Source organism: Anabaena lutea FACHB-196 (assembly GCF_014698305.1).
In the GTDB taxonomy this organism is placed as follows: domain Bacteria; phylum Cyanobacteriota; class Cyanobacteriia; order Cyanobacteriales; family Nostocaceae; genus Anabaena; species Anabaena lutea.
In genome coordinates, this window is sequence record NZ_JACJST010000001.1 from 58282 (window position 1) to 77442 (window position 19161).

Annotated in this window: 17 protein-coding genes and 1 CRISPR repeat array (1 of these 18 only partly in view); of the genes, 15 read left to right on the top strand and 2 right to left on the bottom strand. The window is 36.2% G+C overall.

The features are described from left to right. Positions 1–450: 450 nt before the first annotated feature. The 4 genes from H6G59_RS00300 (at position 451) to H6G59_RS00315 (ending at position 3060) form a co-directional block, all read left to right on the top strand. Entirely contained in the window at positions 451–1050 is a 600-nt protein-coding gene (locus H6G59_RS00300) for a tRNA isopentenyl-2-thiomethyl-A-37 hydroxylase MiaE (RefSeq protein WP_190711183.1), read from the top strand. 245 nt (positions 1051–1295) lie between these two features. Next, positions 1296–1796 (top strand): GNAT family N-acetyltransferase, encoded by a 501-nt coding sequence (locus H6G59_RS00305; RefSeq protein WP_190711184.1) that lies wholly within the window; start codon positions 1296–1298, stop codon positions 1794–1796. Positions 1797–1830: 34 nt separating this feature from the next. Continuing rightward, on the top strand, positions 1831–2508 hold the full coding sequence (locus tag H6G59_RS00310; RefSeq protein WP_190711185.1) for a ComF family protein: 678 nt from the start codon (positions 1831–1833) through the stop codon (positions 2506–2508). A gap of 72 nt (positions 2509–2580) precedes the next feature. Beyond that, on the top strand, positions 2581–3060 hold the full coding sequence (locus tag H6G59_RS00315) for a PPC domain-containing protein (protein WP_190711186.1): 480 nt from the start codon (positions 2581–2583) through the stop codon (positions 3058–3060). 39 nt (positions 3061–3099) lie between these two features. On the opposite strand, the gene H6G59_RS00320 is transcribed toward H6G59_RS00315, so the two are convergent. Beyond that, a complete protein-coding gene (locus tag H6G59_RS00320) occupies positions 3100–3468 on the bottom strand; it encodes a cyclic nucleotide-binding domain-containing protein (protein ID WP_190711187.1) in 369 nt (122 codons plus the stop codon). A 421-nt stretch (positions 3469–3889) separates the two neighbouring features. Further along, positions 3890–4753, bottom strand: a complete 864-nt coding sequence (locus tag H6G59_RS00325) for a WYL domain-containing protein (protein ID WP_190711188.1) — start codon at positions 4751–4753, stop codon at positions 3890–3892. 154 nt (positions 4754–4907) lie between these two features. Between H6G59_RS00325 and cas3 the strand changes: the two genes are divergently transcribed. The 11 genes from cas3 (at position 4908) to cas2 (ending at position 17739) form a co-directional block, all read left to right on the top strand. After that, on the top strand, positions 4908–7085 hold the full coding sequence (cas3, locus tag H6G59_RS00330) for a type I-D CRISPR-associated helicase Cas3' (RefSeq protein ID WP_190711189.1): 2178 nt from the start codon (positions 4908–4910) through the stop codon (positions 7083–7085). Positions 7086–7542: 457 nt separating this feature from the next. Next, the gene (locus H6G59_RS00335) at positions 7543–7734 is read left to right on the top strand and encodes a hypothetical protein (RefSeq protein WP_190711190.1); all 192 of its coding nucleotides are present in this window, start codon (positions 7543–7545) and stop codon (positions 7732–7734) included. A gap of 224 nt (positions 7735–7958) precedes the next feature. Further along, a complete protein-coding gene (locus H6G59_RS00340) occupies positions 7959–8978 on the top strand; it encodes a PDDEXK nuclease domain-containing protein (RefSeq protein ID WP_190711191.1) in 1020 nt (339 codons plus the stop codon). 3 nt (positions 8979–8981) lie between these two features. Beyond that, complete coding sequence (gene hepT / locus H6G59_RS00345; RefSeq protein ID WP_190711192.1) at positions 8982–9398, top strand: type VII toxin-antitoxin system HepT family RNase toxin; 417 nt, start codon at positions 8982–8984, stop codon at positions 9396–9398. A 13-nt stretch (positions 9399–9411) separates the two neighbouring features. Further along, a complete protein-coding gene (gene cas10d / locus H6G59_RS00350) occupies positions 9412–12762 on the top strand; it encodes a type I-D CRISPR-associated protein Cas10d/Csc3 (RefSeq protein ID WP_190711193.1) in 3351 nt (1116 codons plus the stop codon). A 187-nt stretch (positions 12763–12949) separates the two neighbouring features. After that, on the top strand, positions 12950–13960 hold the full coding sequence (gene cas7d / locus H6G59_RS00355) for a type I-D CRISPR-associated protein Cas7/Csc2 (protein ID WP_190711194.1): 1011 nt from the start codon (positions 12950–12952) through the stop codon (positions 13958–13960). 5 nt (positions 13961–13965) lie between these two features. Continuing rightward, on the top strand, positions 13966–14673 hold the full coding sequence (cas5d, locus tag H6G59_RS00360; protein WP_190711195.1) for a type I-D CRISPR-associated protein Cas5/Csc1: 708 nt from the start codon (positions 13966–13968) through the stop codon (positions 14671–14673). 63 nt (positions 14674–14736) lie between these two features. Next, positions 14737–15558: a CRISPR-associated endoribonuclease Cas6 gene (gene cas6, locus H6G59_RS00365; protein WP_190711196.1), complete on the top strand. Its 822-nt coding sequence runs from the start codon at positions 14737–14739 to the stop codon at positions 15556–15558. Between the two features lie 132 nt (positions 15559–15690). Beyond that, on the top strand, positions 15691–16299 hold the full coding sequence (gene cas4 / locus H6G59_RS00370) for a CRISPR-associated protein Cas4 (protein ID WP_190711197.1): 609 nt from the start codon (positions 15691–15693) through the stop codon (positions 16297–16299). Positions 16300–16385: 86 nt separating this feature from the next. Next, positions 16386–17387, top strand: a complete 1002-nt coding sequence (cas1d, locus tag H6G59_RS00375; RefSeq protein ID WP_190711198.1) for a type I-D CRISPR-associated endonuclease Cas1d — start codon at positions 16386–16388, stop codon at positions 17385–17387. A gap of 79 nt (positions 17388–17466) precedes the next feature. Further along, positions 17467–17739, top strand: a complete 273-nt coding sequence (gene cas2, locus H6G59_RS00380) for a CRISPR-associated endonuclease Cas2 (protein ID WP_190711199.1) — start codon at positions 17467–17469, stop codon at positions 17737–17739. 227 nt (positions 17740–17966) lie between these two features. Further along, a CRISPR array of direct repeats spans positions 17967–19161; the repeat unit is 37 nt; unit sequence GTTGAAATTTCATTTACTCCCTATTAGGGATTGAAAG (it continues 3465 nt past the right edge of the window).

Below are 19161 nucleotides of genomic sequence, written 5' to 3' on the forward strand. Positions count from 1 at the left end.
AAACATCAAAGGCAATTTTTCAAATTCTTACTAGGACTGGGTTTGCGGCTTTATTTTCTAATATGATAGATGTCCTAATTGGTTTAGGCTAAAACTCTTATATAGTAAGGGTTACATCGTTTCATTTAGGGAAAGTGACAAAAGAGGGCTATGATGTACCTCATGTGATTAGGAAACGCTATAATAAATGTCTGAAGCTACCAAATAATTAAATAAATAAAATATTTTTCTAAGTTTTTTCTATTAAGAATCTAAATCAATTTAGCAGTAATTACATTAATTTAATCTGAGAATTTGCTGAAAATTTCGGTGGTTGTTTGTCTGTGCCTAAATCAGCCCATAATACAGTATAATTCAGAATAAAGAAATTAAATTATAGCAGCGGGGAACTTAAACCCCTTGAATTAGTTAAAATTTATTAAAATTGTCAAATTGGGAGTTTTTTGTCCTGTGCTGAGTTCTCCGTTACCAACTATTAATGCTCTGAAACAACCTACTAGTGATGCTTGGATAGAGCAAGCGATCGCTAATTTGGATATTATCTTACTCGATCATTCCCACTGTGAGCGGAAAGCGGCTGGGGTAGCCTTAAATTTTATGTTTCGTTACCCGTCAAATAGTAAAATGGTACGGGAGTTAACTGCGATCGCTCGTGAAGAACTAGAACACTTTGAATTAGTCAATCAATGGCTAGAACGCCGGAATATCCCCCTTGCACCCCTGTCAGCACCTCCCTACGGTGCGGGGTTAAAAACGCAAGTGCGATCGCAGGAACCAGCCCGATTTTTAGACAATTTACTAGTTACTGGTTTAATTGAAGCGCGAAGTCATGAACGCTTGGGACTTTTGGCTGCAAACTGTCCAGAACCAGAATTAGCTAAATTTTATCGGGCTTTGATGGCATCAGAAGCGCGACATTTCGGCACATATTGGGTATTAGCTGATACTTATTTTGAGCGAAAAATAGTTATGCAACGTCTTGATGAATTAGCAGTTGTGGAAAGTGAATTATTAGCAACTTTACACCCAGAACCAAGAATTCATAGTTAATTTAGTACTTATTTGAATTGTGAATATGAAAAAGCACAGATACTCAATTGCTTAGAGAAGTTGGGTATCTTGTTGTTTACCAATGATTTATAGGAATCATAAATGATATTTGATAGTTTGCGTGGCGTAGCCATAAAATTTTAAGTCTCACCATTGCTAAGGTGGGCATTGCCCACCCTACGTATATTTCAAAAATCAAATATTATTCTTATAGTAAGATGCCTATAGACTAAGGACTTTGTTTGATGCAATATTATTACCAAGATTTTTTAATTCGTGATTGGGAAGAGAGAGAACGGACTCAAGCAGCAGAGGTGATTCGTTCTGTATTATCAGAATATGGTTTAGGTTGGGAACCAGATGGTGCTGATAAAGATGTGTTGCAAGTTGAGGAATTTTACTTAGCTGCTGGGGGCGAGTTTTGGGTAATTGAACACCAAAATCAGATAGTAGGTACGGGTGCATATTACCCCATACATCGGGGAGAGAAAGCTGTAGAAATCCGCAAAATGTATCTTTTACCAACTGTGCGGGGTTTAGGATTGGGAAAGCATTTGTTACAACAACTAGAAATTGCGATAGCGAACCGTGGATTTGAGCAAATTTGGATTGAAACCGCTAGTGTTTTAAAAGCCGCAGTCAAACTATATGAAAGTCATGGTTACATCCCCACAACAGGTGTGGAGACACAAAGGTGCGATCGCATTTACGTTAAATATCTTTTTAGCAATGATCTGAATTTTTAATTCTTAATTTTTAATTTCCGAAAGCGGTTAAATAATGACAATTTTCAAAAGTTTACTCAACCTGTTTCTCCAATCTAATTGCCCTTTGTGTCAACGCAGCACACCTGGTGAATTATGTCAATTTTGCAACAAACAACTACAAAGCTGTAATCTCAAAAAACCTAGCTATTTATGGCAACAACCATTACCAGTATTTGCGTGGGGGAGTTATGGTGGTTCTCTCAAAAGAGCGATCGCAGTGATGAAATATGAAAATCATCCAGAAATGGGTTCTCTTCTCGGACGCTATCTAGGAGAAGCATGGTTATTAAATTCTCTCGAAGTCAATCCACCTCCAGTAATTGTACCCATACCACTCCACGCTAAAAAACTTCAAGAAAGAGGTTACAACCAAGCTGCACTCATAGCTCAAGGTTTCTGTCAAATAACGGGTTTCAAGTTACAATTAAATGGTCTAGAAAGAATTAAAGATACTAAAGCACAGTTTGGCGTATCCGCTGCGGAGCGAGAAAACAATTTAGCGGCAGCTTTTTCTTTAGGGACAGATTTTCGCCGTCGTCAACCAAAAGCACCAGTGCTATTAGTAGATGATATTTATACAACAGGTGCTACCGCTAAATCTGCTGTGTACACACTTAATCAAAGTAACATTTCCGTTCTGGGTTTAGCCGCTGTTGCCACTACTACTAAAGAAAGATCAATAGCAAGTTGATGGTCAAGTTATGGCTGAAAAATCTATAATTAACAAGATTACACTGTGTTTTTAGTAATACTCTTTCAATTTATGAATAAAGCTTTGACTGCGGCTTTAAGAAAAATCATTATTTTTCCTGTTACTTTACTAACAATGGGTATAAGCATAAATACAGGTTTAGCTCAAAAAAGTAATTTAAATAGTAATTTAAATAATTTATATAGCCCAATTCCTTTACCTAGTAGTACGGAACTTTCTGATACTTTATCAGATAAAGATATTCCTACAGGTCAAGGAGGATTTGCCCGTGATTACACGGTGAAGTTAAATAAAGGTGATAATCTAGCAATTGATCTGTCATCGGAGAACTTTGACGGTATGATTACACTATTAGCACCTGATGGCTCAACAGTTGGAGAAAATGATGATGGACCTGATGGTACTAGCAATTCTCTGCTGTTTACCCGTATTACTGAAAACGGAAATTACATCATTCGTGTCCGTTCTTTTGGAGAAACTGGTGTAGGGGAATTTAAACTCAAGGTGACAAAACTGCAACCAGTAAAATAAACTCTTTTGAATTTTGAATTGACCGCTATATGTAAAAGTTTAGAGAATCTGTTGCAAGCGGCTAATACGCTCTGAGTAACTTTTCATCACCTGTATGGCAAACATGGGTGTTTCCTGAACAGCGAAGAGAAATCCCTGTTCATTCAGAAAAGCAAGTTTGCAGTTAGTTTTAGCTTTCGCTGTATAGGTTCTATGTTTTATCCCTACTAGTACACCAGTCCCAAAGACTTCACCTGATGAAATTGTCTCCACTGCTTTGCCGTTAACGAATATCTCAACTTCTCCGTGGAGAATGCCATACATGGAACCACCGAGTTGTCCTTCTTCAAAGATAACTTCACCTGATGAAAACTCTTCAGCGTTGGGTTGTTTTTGAAAGATGGTGATTGTTGTTACAGGGCTTAACATAAAAGCGTTTCCAATTTGAATGAGTAATACAAGAACTGAGGAAAGTATACTATGTTTTACAGCATAAATTCGGATGCATTTAAGAATCACAGAGTATTATTAATTCAGCCACAAGAACAAGTCCCATGCTGCGATAGTTTAGAAGTTCACCATAATCTAAGATTAATAATTATTTAATCTAATTATTGATTATTTAATCTGCGTAAACAAAGCCTTGTTATATGGGATTAATATTTGATTTTTGAAATACACCTAGGGTGGACATTGCCTACCGTATCATGGTTTTGTAAGGCATAGCCCTACCTACAAATACTGAGATTTTTTCAAGAATCAAATCGGATTCCTATCTATATAGAGGTTTACATTTGAGTTCAATACAGACCTAACCCCCAACCCCTTCGTAGGGAAGGGGAGGAAGATTCTAGTCAAAAGTCAAATCATAATGTTGACAAAGGGTGATCAGTTTTTGTTTGATGAGCGATCGCACATTGTCGGGTGAGACTACAATACAATCAGAGGAATACTGCATGATTTCTCGTATAAACCAAAATGTATTTGATACTCTTCTAATTACCTGCTTTACCTTGGGTTTATCTGGTATCCATTCAACTGTTTTATCCTCTGGTTTAGACTGATATGCAAACGCTAACCTATTTAATAGGTGCATTTCTACATCTATTTCATCTAAGTTACTAAACCACTTTTGAGTAATTTCCGTAACTGACGCTTCGTGAATATTGTCTAAACGAAAACACCAATTATGTTGTAATTCTGGTATATCCAGATTTCCTTCAGTTTCTTCACACCAACAGTCAAGATATTGACGTTTTTCATGGGGTGTGATTTTGGCATAACGGACAGTAAAATTAAATACTCGTTCTGCTGCATCTTGATAGGAAAGCTGAAAGGGTTGTTCACGCAAGATATAATGATCCACTTGTAACCGCCAAGATGGACGAGAATGATTTAAAAACCCTTCAATTTCCTTCCGCATTGGTACGGATAATTCACTACGTTCTAGTAACAAATTGGCGATGATTTCCGCTTGTTCAACTTGTCCGATGTCGGTTAATGCAGCTATACAACGATGTAAGGCGCGGATACGGGAATCCTGCCAGTCATGATTTTTACCAACTATTAACTCACGTTGTGCGATCGCTTTGATGAGTTTGGAGATATTGGGTTCATCTCCCCACTTCATACCGAATTCGAGTGCGATCGCTTCTAGTTCCGCTTTGTCGCGTTCTGATACCGACAGGGTTATAGACTGACCTTTTCGACTCATTAAAAGTGTCCGTATACTTTATACTTGTTTTCTCTTGCCAACTTTTATTTTCGGTGTCATTATAGATTTTAACAACGAGTTACGGACAGTTTTTAAGGTAATAATGAAAAACTGCAACCATTAGTTGCAGAAATTGAAAAGAGTTATTAAGGGTATGTCAGAAAATTACAGTATTCAACTCAAACCTGTTTATTCGCAAACAGTCCCCACACCTGAAGGGGTAAAATTACCTGAAAATTGGTGTTTATCTTGGCATCAATTAGAGACTTTAAAAGCATTACGCGATCCAAATATTGACGTAGTTTTCAACACTGCAATGACTGGTGATGGTAAAAGTTTAGCTGCTTATTTACAAGTTCTTCAAGGTGAATTTTCGGCTATTGGACTTTACCCGACTAATGAGTTAGCAAGAGATCAAGAAGCACAGATTCAAGGATATATTGATATATTTGAACCAGAAAATAACCCGCGTGTTGTTAGATTAAGTGGTGCTGATTTAGAGATTTACGCAGAAAATGAAGGTTTAAAAAAAGGTGCTGCACTTTTAAGTCTTTCTAGCCAGAGAGAAGCATTATTAACTAATCCTGATATTTTTCATTATTTACACCGGAGTAATTATTTAATTACTGGTGATAGTCCTGATAAATTATGGACTAGGATTGATAAAGACTTCGATTTATTTATTTTTGATGAATTTCATGTGTTTGCAGCACCGCAAATTGCCAGCGTAATTAACACTATGCTGTTAATTCATTGTACAAACCGCAGGAAAAAATTTCTCTTTCTTTCAGCAACACCAGATAAAGATTTAATCAGCAGATTAGAAACAGCAGGATTTCGTTGTCAAGAAATAAATCCTCTCGATGAAAATAAATATCAATTTCCTGATACACCAGAACAAGAAGCAAAACTTAAAACCCAAGGTTGGAGACAAGTATCACGAGGTATTTCACTTAATTTTATTTCCTTAGAACCCAGTTTTAAAGCTTCGGAAACTTGGTTAAAAGCAAGTAGTGATTTAATTGTTTCTCAATTTCAAGAATATCCAGGAAGTAAAGGTGCAATTATTCTTAACTCTATTGCAGCAGTGAAGCGATTAACTCCATTTTTTCAGGAACTTTTAAAACCTTATGATTTGAAAGTAGGCGAAAATACAGGTTTATCTAGCAAAGGAGAAAAAGAGTTAAGTTTATCGGCTGATTTAGTGTTGGGTACAAGCACAATTGATGTGGGGGTTGATTTTAAAATTAACTTCCTGATTTTTGAATCATCGGATTCTGGTAACTTTATTCAACGTTTAGGAAGATTAGGCAGACATGACGGATATGAAAAAAATGGTCAAAAAATTAAATTTAATAATTTCACAGCTTATGCTTTAGTTCCTAACTTTTTAGTTGAGCGTTTATTTCAAACAGAATCACCACCATTACAAACTGATAATATTTATGACCGTCCATTTCTACAACAAACAATAAAAGAACAATATCGGAAAATTAATGATTTTCATGGTTATTATCGCCGATGGGGTGCTGTACAGTCATTTTGGTTGTGTTTTAAATTGAGCGATCGCACTATTAAACAACAATATGCCCAAAGTCGTGAAAAATTTCAAGCTGCCTGTGAAGAAGTGTTTAAAACCAGATTAAATTCACAAGCTGGACACATTACAAAATGGGCAAAAGAATGGAAAGAAATGTCAGGTAAATCAGGAAATCCCATTGCTGAAGATGCAGCGAGTTTTCGCGGTTCTAGTCCTTTGCAATGTGGGTTATATGATTTAACAGAAAGCAACGAAAATGAGAGATTTAAAACCTACGATTTACCAGGAATTTTAAGCAACTTAGAAATAGAAATGTGGACGGAAGCAGGATTTATGCGGACATTAAAAGAAACCGCGCAAAGTACCGGACAACCCATAGCCAAAGGTAGATTTGCCCATTGTCTAGCATTTATCAAGTTACGTTCCTACCGTGAAGAACGGTTGAACTGGAAATTTACCTATTCTGGAGACTTACAACCCATAGCTGACGCTTGGAAAGTTCAGGTTTTAACAGGGGTGGGAGTATGGCAACCGGATAATGCTTGGATAGGTCAAATTGATAAAAAACTGAAAAAAGAGGGTTTGGTCTGTTATGTAATTCGTCGTCCCGTTGCAGAGGTGCGGATGCGGTTAAGGCTACCCATGCACTTTCAACTTTATCCCATCAGTGACCAGTACAGTGTTCATGAAGCAACTCAGCCCTATTCTATAGCTTTTGGTCAATCGGCGCTGCTGCTGGATACGCTTGCCTATACGTTTAAGAGTAAGGGAGACGAGCTATGGATTGCTTGAGGTGTATGTCTCTATCCCCAAGTTTGGGTTATTTAACAGGTAAATTGAATGAAATGTCCATCCCTGATAGGGATTATGGAGTCAAGCAAGCTTTTGTTAATTTATTCTCAAGCTTGCTAGTATGGGCAGTAAGGCATAAACGCCTGAGACCAGTAACGGAAATTTCAATCCCTGATAGGGGTTACTTGTTGCCCATAGGTCTTACTAATTCAGATTGTACATTAAGCTGTCCAAAATCAAGAGCAAAAAATTTCTCTGGTCTTCTGATACTGTTCTCAAATAAACTATGTTATTATCAGCTACAGCCACAAATGTGGCTTCTAGTGTGGCTTCAACGCTTGAGTGCAGGAACGGAGACTCGTTGGACGATATTTTATTCCTCTGACGCGCATAGTTTTCTTATTTCTAGCCAGAAGCCTCCAAGTAAACAATTTAATTTAATTGGAGATTCAGCTATATGGACAAATATAAACAGCTGGAACTCTTTGACTTGCAACCTTACACCTCAGAACAGCTTATTGCAACTGAGGATGTAGTGGAATTGGTTGAAGAGATTCAGAAACCCAGTGCTTATAAGCAATTGGAACTCAATCTATTTCCTCTGCAAATCTATCTTACTCCTTTGGAGTTTATGGAGTTAGCTGCTTAGTATTTTTAGGACACTGGAAACTTCAATTTATGGGTTTACCTTAAATCTTGAGACAGTCCCAAAAACCGCCTGAGAATAAATTCTCAGGCTAATAACAAAAGTCGTCTAAAGACGACTAGAAAATTTTATGAGTCGGTTTTAACCGACTTGAGCTATTAGCCTTGAAATTCATTTCTAGGTGGTTGCAGAAGCTAATGCAAAGATTCGGAAATATTTATAACATCATGAATAACCCAATTGCTGATGATTACAGACATCTATTTATGGAAGTACAACAACGAATTCGTTCAGCCCAATACGATGCTCTTAAAGCCGTTAATCGGGAAATGATTAACCTTTACTGGGATATTGGACAGATGATTTTTATCAAACAACAAAATTCTAATTGGGGTAAATCTGTAGTTGAACAGTTATCAAATGACTTACAAATAGAATTTCCTGGTATTAGTGGTTTTTCTGCTCGGAATATTTGGAGAATGCGAGATTTTTATTTAGCTTACTACTCTAAAGAAAAACTGACACCATTGGTGGCAGAAATTGGATGGACTCACAATATAGTGATTTTAGAAAAATGTAAAGATGACTTAGAACGAGAATTTTATATTAGAATGACTCGTAAATTTGGCTGGAGTAAAAATGTGTTAATTCACCAAATTGAAAATCAAACTTATGAAAAAACTCTTCTAAATCAGACTAATTTTGATCAAAATATTTCATCAGAAATCCGTAACCAATTAAAACTAGCGGTTAAAGATGAATATACTTTTGATTTTCTGGAATTAGCAGATGAACACAGCGAACGACAACTAGAACAAGCAATTTTAGGAAAAGTTAAACCATTTTTGCAAGAAATGGGAGGTATATTTGCTTTTATTGATAGTCAATACCGGTTAGAAGTTGATGATGAGGAATATTTTATAGATATTCTATTATATCATCGCCGTTTAAAATGTTTGGTAGCAATAGAATTAAAAATTGGAAAATTTTTACCTGAATATGTTGGCAAAATGCAATTTTATCTATCTGTTTTAGATGATAAGGTAAAACTACCAGATGAAAATCCTTCCATTGGTATTATTCTTTGTAAATCCAAACAAAGAACTATTGTAGAATACGCACTCAAAGATTCCCATAAACCAATTGGTGTTGCAACTTATCAAATAGTTTCTGAATTACCACAAGAACTAAAAAATCAACTTCCTGATCCTGAACAAGTTGCTAAATTGCTAGAAGGATTTGAATAAATCATGGATATCAATGATCTAATTGCGACTAAAGCAAATTTAATCACAAAATATTACAAGACCTTAGAAAAATTTACTTCTATTAGTCTTGATGAATTTCTCTCTGATTATTGTCAACAACTGCTGGCAGAAAGACTATTGTATTTAATTACTCAAACAGCAATAGACATTAATCAGCAAATAATATCAAAAATAAATCCTGAAAATAGTTCTACCACCTTAGAATCATTTACTCAACTTGCTAAATATCAAGTCATTACACGAGATTTATCTCAATCATTAACACCATCAACAGGACTCATAAAACATCTAACTTATGAATATGACAATATAAATCCAAATCAAGTTTTTAAAGCAATTAATGTTGCTTTAGAAAAATATCCAATTTACATTAGACAAATCAAATCTTATTTAATCTGACTGGAAAAAGGCAATGGCTAAAAAAAGTAAAGATACAAATGAACATCAACAACTATCACTTTTAGAAATAGAGAATAATTCAAATTCTGAAACCTCAGATGATGATTGGTTATCGGGTGATTTTGGTTTTGATAGTGATGGTGATAGAACTATTGAAGCCAAAGGACAATTACTCACACTCAAGCTATTAAGAGAAGCAATTTCCGCACAAAATCCCAACGATCAAGTAATGGCAGATTTTGGAGAATATGTCTTACCAAATCTGCTAAAAATAGCTATTGGTGTCACTGCGAAAGGTGGTAAATTCTTTGATGAAATAGACGAAAAACGAGCAACAGAAGGAAAAACCAAAGTTAGACGTGATAATGCTGCTGATCAATCTTTAAATACTCACTTGCTTAATGGATTATTTCCAGCTAATTTAATTGAGCAAAGATTAGAAAAACTGGATACTACAGTTAAACGAGTCGTCAAAGATAAAGAACGACGTTTAGTAATCGCTGGGTTTATTTTACATGACTTTGAAAAATTCCCAGATGCACCTGAAGACTGTCGCAAACTACCTTTAGATGAACATAAAAAAATCATTGATGAAAAAATTCAACAATTAGGACTTGATAAATTTATCAATCCAGAAAATCCCGAAGTTTATCACGAATATATTGATGATTTATTGTGTATGGCTTATAATGCACAAATTCGCTGGGATACTAACTGGAACTTCTCGGAATTTGGGTTAAATCCTGTTCTGAAAGATCGCACTATTCGCAGTTTATGTGATTTAACTCGTTTAGCTGATTTACTTTCTTCAATTATCAAACATCCTCAAGATGCAGAAAATAGGGCATTAAATGAAATTCTCCATAGTCTCAGTGATGGTAAATTAAAATTCACCTATCATCACATTTCCGAAAATAGAGGTGTTTTAACCAACGTTGTTAATAATGCTGTAATTGAAGCTCACACTAACTTAAATACTGAAGAAAATAGATATTATCAACCTTTGTTATATCTACCAACAGGGGTAATTTATCTAGCGTTGCGTGATGCTCCTCCTATCTCTCCAGAAACATTACCAGATTTGGTAGTTAATAAGATTAAATCCCTTTGTGCAGGTCAATTAAAACTGAGACAAACGGGATTTGGTAGAGATGGAAAAGGGATGAAATATGCTGAATATTACAACCTATTTTTCGAGTCTCTAGGTTTAATGCAAGTTGCGTTAGATGCTACTTTACGCATTCTCAATACTAATAAAGCATCTGTTGCTAAAAGTCGCAGTGAAAATTTAGTTAAGTTCCAAAAACAGAATGTTTTATCTGCTGATTATGATTTTAACTTTGATGATAGTATTCGCATTGATCAAATTGCCGAATTTGGAGATTTAATTACTCGCAAAATTTGGGAAGAAACCGTTGATAAAATTGAAACCGCACGCAAGAAAGATAAAAAACTTCCACAAGTTCCAGATTTTGATTTAACTCACAAAGTTGCTGAATTTTGGAATTTAACAGAATATTTACCCCAGGTTCGAGAAATTCAACGCATTAATGAAAGTTTGAAAGAACAGAAACTCAAAGGTAATACAGGAGGTGTACCTTATGAATGGTATTATCTAGCGGCTAAATATCTGGAAAAACATCCAGGTATTGAAGATGTCCGCGAAAATTGTCAACAAGTAATTTATTATTTGACAGATTTAATTTCTCCAATTCTGGCACATTATCAATTACCTGATGGTTGGGATGATTTAAGATTGTGGGTATCAAGAGTTGTGATGTTACCTACTACCAAGCAAGAAACATCTGCAACAAGTGAAGTTGATAATTTTCTCAATGAATTAACTAACTACAATACGGCTAAAAAACCAGGAAGAGGTAAACAATTAATTTGCTCAATTTCTCATTCTGCATACACTGTAACTGAGCAAATGGAATCAGCAGTTTTATTTACCCCTCAAGTTTATACAAATAAACAAATGTTAGGAGGTTCTAACGCTAAACGCAACATTTCCAGTATTGCGGGGGTGGAAATGATGCTCAGACAAATATTGATGAATCAAACTCAAGCTGTAGGTAAAAGATTTGAAGATGGTAAATATCGCTATCTCTATTTTTACCCAACTTATTACTTCACACCAGAAACTAATAAGTTTTTACAAAAAGCCTACACAAATATTGCTCAAACTCGGTTTGACACGAGCATTCGTAATCATTTCATCAGTAAAGATTTACAAGTTGATTTAGGTAAAGAAAATTATCAAAGTGTAGATAGTTTCTTAATTGATGAAAATTTAGATAGTGAAAAAGACCGCACATTTAAACTTTCCTATCCTGAAGATCAACCGTTAACTTTTTACTTTATGGCTTTACCACCAGGAAGAGACAGCACTGATACCGAATCGTGGGTAATGCCGAGTTGGTTAGCGTTTGCTTTCCCAATGATTTTAGATGTCAAAACTGTAGTTTCTGAGTCTCCTATTCCTCCATTTAATGATGGTGCAGAATTTGAAGAAACCGTATTTCTTGATAGTGCGCCTCATGCTTTTCGGACTTTGGTAAAAAGAGATAGATTTCGACTTGATTATATTCTTGAAGGTTGGGAAGAGTACGGTATTCAATATCCTGCACCTTTAAATGTTTTAACTGCTGCTTATGCTATTCATTTAGATGTGAATGCTAGACAAGGTAAGACTGGTTATGATGCTAACTGGGGGAAATTTACAGAGTTAGCTAAGGATTTTGAAACCAGTCCTCTTTATGTCTTTGCTTATCTCAATAAATGGGTGCGTAACCAAGGAGTGGAAACAGCCAGAATTGAAAAAATCAAACTTTACACCTATCATTTTTACCCTTGTTTTGACCCTTATGCAAAATTTGATTCTACTAAGGAGAAATTAATTGTGAGAGAAATATCAACCTTGAATCATCCTAAAAAATTAACGGAATTATATCGCCGTTTTTATCGGGCAAATAAAAGGTTTAATCCTAAAGCTAATGCTGTTTTAAAACCCATTGATATTGCTGCGGATATTATTCTCAAAGCAGATTTATGTATGTTTGGTGGAGAAGTGTTAACTTCAGCCGTAGCGGCAGAGATTTTTAAACTCATGGATCGGGTACATTCTTCTACTGCGGAAGGACGCTGGATTATAAATAAAAGGGAGGAAGAAAGACAAGCAGTTTTAGAGTTTGCAAACTATTTTGTAGTGGATGTTTTTGAGGGTTGTTTTAAGAGCGATCGCGCACGTTTAGCAGGTCGTCAATTAAACCTGATTCGAGATACCTGTGAATTTCTTTATCGCTTAGAAGATGACAAAGAAAATGCAGAAAAAACTAAATCTGAAGGTGATGAAAATGAATAATCAAACTGCGTCTCATCTCGTTGCTCTCGTTCCCAGTCTCTGACTGGGAATGCCTAAACAGAGTCTCTGACTCTACCTTATTTCACAGAAGGCAGAGCCTTCAAGAATCCATTCCCATACAGAGTATGGGAACGAGAAAATAACGAGAAAGTTACTACATCAAACAACCTAATTTCAGAGAAAAATCATGGCACTCTTAAAAACTGTTGATGCTAAATTATTTCAATCTCAAATTCCCTACAAACCAATGGGAAAATATGTCCATTTCCTCACCATTCGCGTTACCGAATCTTATCCGTTATTCCAAACAGATAGCGAACTAAACAAAGCAAGGGTAAGGGCTGGAGTCAAAGACAAAAACACCATTAGCCGTCTTTCCATGTTCAAGCGTAAACAATCAACACCAGAAAGATTAGTTGGTAGAGAATTATTACGCAAATACGAATTTATGACAGCAGAAGAATGTGAATATAACGTATCTTTTGCAATGGATAATCCTGATTGTATTATTTACGGTTTTGCTATTGGAGACTCTGGTTCTGAAAAATCAAAAGTTGTTGTAGATACTGCATTTTCTATTACAGCTTTTGATGAATCTCATGAAACCTTTACCCTCAATGCACCCTATGAAAATGGAACAATGGCTTCTAAAGGTGAAGATGGTTCTAAACCAGGTGAAGTTACTAGCAGAATTAACCAACAAGACCACATCAGACCACAGGTTTTCTTCCCTAGTATTGTCACCTTAAAAGATCCCACAGAAGCTAATTTCCTTTATGTTTTTAATAACATCCTGAGAACTCGTCACTATGGCGCACAAACAACTCGCACAGGTAGAATTAGAAATGAGTTAATTGGTGTTGTATTTGCTGATGGAGAAATTACCAGTAACCTGCGTTGGACTCAAGCAATATATGATCAAATGAAGGCTAATAATACCCTCAAATCACCAGATCCTTTAGATGAAGATGATGTAATTGCTGCTGCGAAAAGTGCAATTGAGAATTTAATGGCTGATGAGTTTATTGTGCATACAGACTTTATTGGTGATGTTTTTGTACCCCTGTTGAATGAAGTTAAATCCCTCACAAATAACGAGGTTGGAATTAAATCAATTTTGCAAAAAGCTGACGCAGAAGCTAAAGAGTATGCTAGTAAACATATCAGCAAAAAGAAAACTGCTGCTAAGGCTAAATAACAGCCATGACTATTATCTACCGTTGTCAATTAGAACTACACGACAGCCTATATTTTGCCACCCGTGAAATTGGCAGACTATACGAAACAGAGCCAATAATTCATAATTATGCCCTCTGTTACGCACTTGGTTTAGTTGATAGTTCTATCTACTCAACAACCGTTGCTGAAGAACATTCCTATCGCTATTTCTGCCCCGAACAAGTGCCAAAATATGAAGCACATTTAACTCCTTTAAATCAACAAGGAATCTATATAACTCCGGCTCGTTCTGTAAATCATGCTGCTATTCTCAATACATGGAAGTATGCAAATAATAACTACCATGTAGAAATGGAGAAAACCCAAAAGAATATTCCTAGTTTTGGACGAGCAAAAGAAATTGCACCGGAAAGTCAATTTGAGTTTTTTCTAATTGCTCAAAAAGACATCAAATTACCTAAATGGATTCGTTTAGGTAAATGGATGAGTAAAGCAGAAATTACAGTTGAAAAACTACCACAACCAAAAACCAAAACTGATTTATTCACCTGTACTCATCCTTTAAATCCATTAGATGTCATGTTTACTAATCAAGTCATTAGCTATGATGTGGTAAATATGCCTCCAGTTAGCCTCATTCAAAATGTGCAAATGCAAGGGGAATATTATGTTTTTGATGATATCAAAAATGTAAAACTTCCCAAACAAATGCAATACAGATTTAAGGCTTAAAATTTTAGATCCCCCCAACCCCCTTAAAAAGGGGGGCTTTGAAAAATTCCTCATCATTAATCTATGCCCCATAGTCTCATCCTCAACATCATCCCCCAATCTCCTATCTACCCCAATTTCCTCACTGGCAGACATTACCACGCCTTATTCCTGAATCTGGTGAGTTCTGTGGATAGAAAATTAGGAGATTACCTCCACGAATCAAACGCCGATAAAGCCTTTACTCTCTCACCATTACAGATACAAAGCAAACATAAAATTCAATCTCTCATCTTGCAATATGCCCATCAAAATCCTATTTCCGCAGGTACTTGTTGTTGGTGGCGAATATCTTTATTAGATGACAATTTATTTAGTCAACTCACACCTTTATGGTTGAATCTTAACCCGGAACATCCTTGGCATTTGGGTTCAGCTAATTTATTTATTACCAGCATTCAAGGTACACCCCAATCTACCCAACCTTGGGCTAATGTTTGCACATATCCCCAATTATATGAACAAGCAAGTGAGAAAGAACGGATAATTAATTTCATTTTTTCTACACCTGTAGCCTTTCGTCAAGGTGGTTTTGATAACGTTTTACCAACAAGAGAATCTGTTTTTAATAGTTTGTTGAATCGGTGGAATAAATATAGTGGTATTGAATTAGCTGATATTTCTTTTGAGTCAGTTTATCCTAGTGCTTTCAATATCAGAACTGAGGTTATTAGCAACTATGAAAATAAATTCATTGGTTGTTTAGGTGAAATTAGTTATCGCATTCTTGGCAATGTGGAAACAATAGGAATTAAACAAATTAACGCATTAGCTAATTTTGCTTTATATGCAGGTATTGGGAGGAAAACAACAATGGGTATGGGAATGGTGAGAAGAAAATTGTAGGTTGGGTTGACGCAAGGAAACCCAACATCATCACATTATTAATCAATGTTTTTGTTGGGTTGCGCTGTCGCTTAACCCAACCTACAGATGAATTGTTTTTTATTGTCTTAAAAAGAGAATTGTGAATATTTTATGCTGCCAACTGTCACCTCTGCTGATGATTACGTTAATATCGCTTCTTTAAATCAATATTCTTATTGTCCTCATCGTTGTTGGCGGATTCATTGTGCTGGTGAATTCATTGATAATCAATACACTATTGAAGGCACAAGTTTACATGAACGAGTTCACGCTGTGGGGGAAGTAAATCGTGAGGAAACTTGGCAGATACGGGCAATTTATCTGAAGTCTGACCAATATCAACTGATTGGTAAATCTGATTTAATTGAATTTGAAAATGGCGAATTTTATCCAATTGAATATAAACGCGGACGTAAAGGAGAATGGGATAATGATGAGTTACAAGTTTGCGCTCAGGCTTTGTGTTTGGAGGAAATGACTGGAAAAAATATCAATTCTGGTTATATCTATTATGCTCAAACACATCAACGTAAGTTAGTGGAAATTACGCCGGAATTACGAGCAAATACCATTGCAACTATTGAATCTGTGCAAATGATGTTGTTTACGGGTGCTATGCCAAAACCTGTGAAAACAAAACGCTGCGATGGTTGTAGTCTTTATTCTCGATGTTTGCCTCAAGCTGTTGAGAAGGTTGGGCGTTATAAAGAGGTAAATTGATTAGTTTTTAAGTGAGGCGGAGCCTTTTAGCTGCATTCCCAGCCGGAGTCTGGGAACGAGAAATAACTACAAATTGAGGATTAATTATGGGGACTCTTTACGTTACACAAAATGATTCTTTTATTGGTAAGGTTGATGAACGAATTCATGTGAAGTTTGAAAAGAAAACACTTCAGGATATCCCGTTCATTCATCTTAAAGATGTGGTGGTTTTGGGACGTGCAACTGTTTCACCTGCTGTTGTTTTTGAGTTAATGAATCGTCATATTCCGTTGTCTTTTATTGATGAAATGGGTCATTATTTGGGACGTTTAGAACCAGAAATGACTGGTAATATTTTCATTCGGAAGGCACAATGGCAAGCTGCGGGTGAGTCTCCCCAATCTATTCATGCGGTACAAGGTTTTGTGAGGGGGAAGTTGAAAAATTACCGTCAACTTTTGATGCGTTGTCAACGGGATTCTGATGTTGATTTGTCTAAATATATTACTCGCATTGAACAAACAATTGCTCCCATTGATTCAACTCATAATATTAATTCTTTGCGTGGGTTGGAAGGTGCGGGGAGTGGAGCCTATTTTGGTTGTTTTAATCAGTTGATTCGTAACGCGGAATTTACTTTTACTAAGCGTGTGCGTCGTCCAGCAACAGATCCGGTAAACTCGTTATTGAGTTTTGGTTATTCTTTGTTGCGTCATGATTTGCAAGGGGCTGTGAATATTGTGGGGTTTGATCCATATTTAGGATACTTGCATTTTGATCGCTATAATAGACCTTCTTTACCTCTAGATTTAATGGAGGAGTTTCGGCCTTTGGTGGTTGACTCGGTGGTTTTATCTATTTTGAATAACAAATTATTGACACCAGTGGATTTCGTTACTGAACCTTTAAGCAATGCTGTTTCCCTGACTCCCGAAGGACGTAAAACCTTTTTGACACTGTACGAAAAGAAAAAGCAATCGGTGTTTAAACATCCGGTTATGAGTCGTAAATGTACTTATCGAGAAGCTTTTGAGTGGCAAGCTAGATTACTTGCTAAATACTTAATGGGTGAAACTGATAAGTATCCACCGTTGGTTTTGAAGTAGCTATTAGCAAGAAGAAAAAAGTAGGGGTTTAGCACTGCTAAACCCCTACTAATCCTAACTCCTGACTTCTAAATTATTTATGAATGTTGTTGTTTCTTACGATATTTCTGAGGATAAACGCCGTACTAAAATCCATAATATCCTCAAGTCTTATGGACAATGGGTGCAGTATAGTATTTTTGAATGTCAGTTGACTGAGACTCAGTATGCTAAACTGCGATCGCGCCTCAATAAGCTGATTAAGCCGGATACTGATAGCATTCGCTTTTATTTCCTCTGTGCTTGCTGTTTTGGTAAGGTGGAACGAATTGGTGGTGAACAACCCCTCGATACGACGATTTTCTTCGCTTAATGCGCGAGGGGGTGGGTGTAAAAAATCCGGTTTCTCAAAAAACGCCTGAAACCATTTCTACATAAGGCTTTGCTCGCTTTTTTCTACCCCGACCCCTCGCGCACCTTACACAGTAAGGCTTTCAGCGTTTTTCACTCTTGACACGATTCCTGAAATGGACTATGATGAGAGCGCTCGCGCAAACGAACCTTGAAAACTACATATATATAGGCTTTCGGGCTGCCGCAGTTGAAATTTCATTTACTCCCTATTAGGGATTGAAAGACTATATTGATGATGCCAAGAATAGGTGGGAAAGACGTTGAAATTTCATTTACTCCCTATTAGGGATTGAAAGTGCTTCTATATCCTACAGAAATTCCCCTAACGCCAGTTGAAATTTCATTTACTCCCTATTAGGGATTGAAAGAGGATGCTGGCAACGCTCTTTTAAAAGCATTTGGCATCAAAGTTGAAATTTCATTTACTCCCTATTAGGGATTGAAAGCAAAATCTCACCTACTATTCAAATACTTCTCCCATTTATCCAGTTGAAATTTCATTTACTCCCTATTAGGGATTGAAAGTACGAGTCTCCCACGCCGGACATCAAATACTTTGAGGTTGAAATTTCATTTACTCCCTATTAGGGATTGAAAGGAGTTTTAAATCCAAACCAAATTCAGGATTATTCCGTTGAAATTTCATTTACTCCCTATTAGGGATTGAAAGACATGAGGTTAATATGTTTCAGGCGTTTGACCCGCCATTGAAGTTGAAATTTCATTTACTCCCTATTAGGGATTGAAAGTTAGCCATGAATTTAGAACAGATAGGAGCGATCGCTTGTTGAAATTTCATTTACTCCCTATTAGGGATTGAAAGTACCCAATTCCTATTGACTATATTAGAGATATTGGAGAAGGTTGAAATTTCATTTACTCCCTATTAGGGATTGAAAGATTAGCGATCGCCTCCAAAAACTTTAATAATTATACTTCAAGTTGAAATTTCATTTACTCCCTATTAGGGATTGAAAGTTTATCTAGACGCTCAATCTTGGGAGGAGCGTAAAAGAAGTTGAAATTTCATTTACTCCCTATTAGGGATTGAAAGGATAAACTCTTCTTTTGTAATTTATAAATACTGTAGTTGAAATTTCATTTACTCCCTATTAGGGATTGAAAGACCGCCAATAGTGCGCCCAACGCGCAACTCAGAGTTGAAATTTCATTTACTCCCTATTAGGGATTGAAAGTTGCAATTGCTACCCGAAAATTTTCCAAAACGTTGAAATTTCATTTACTCCCTATTAGGGATTGAAAGGATAGTGTAAGCTCTTACTGCACAACTCGCCCTGGTTGAAATTTCATTTACTCCCTATTAGGGATTGAAAGTGAAACGCTTGATTGATCGCAAGAATAAGAAATTGGGAGTTGAAAT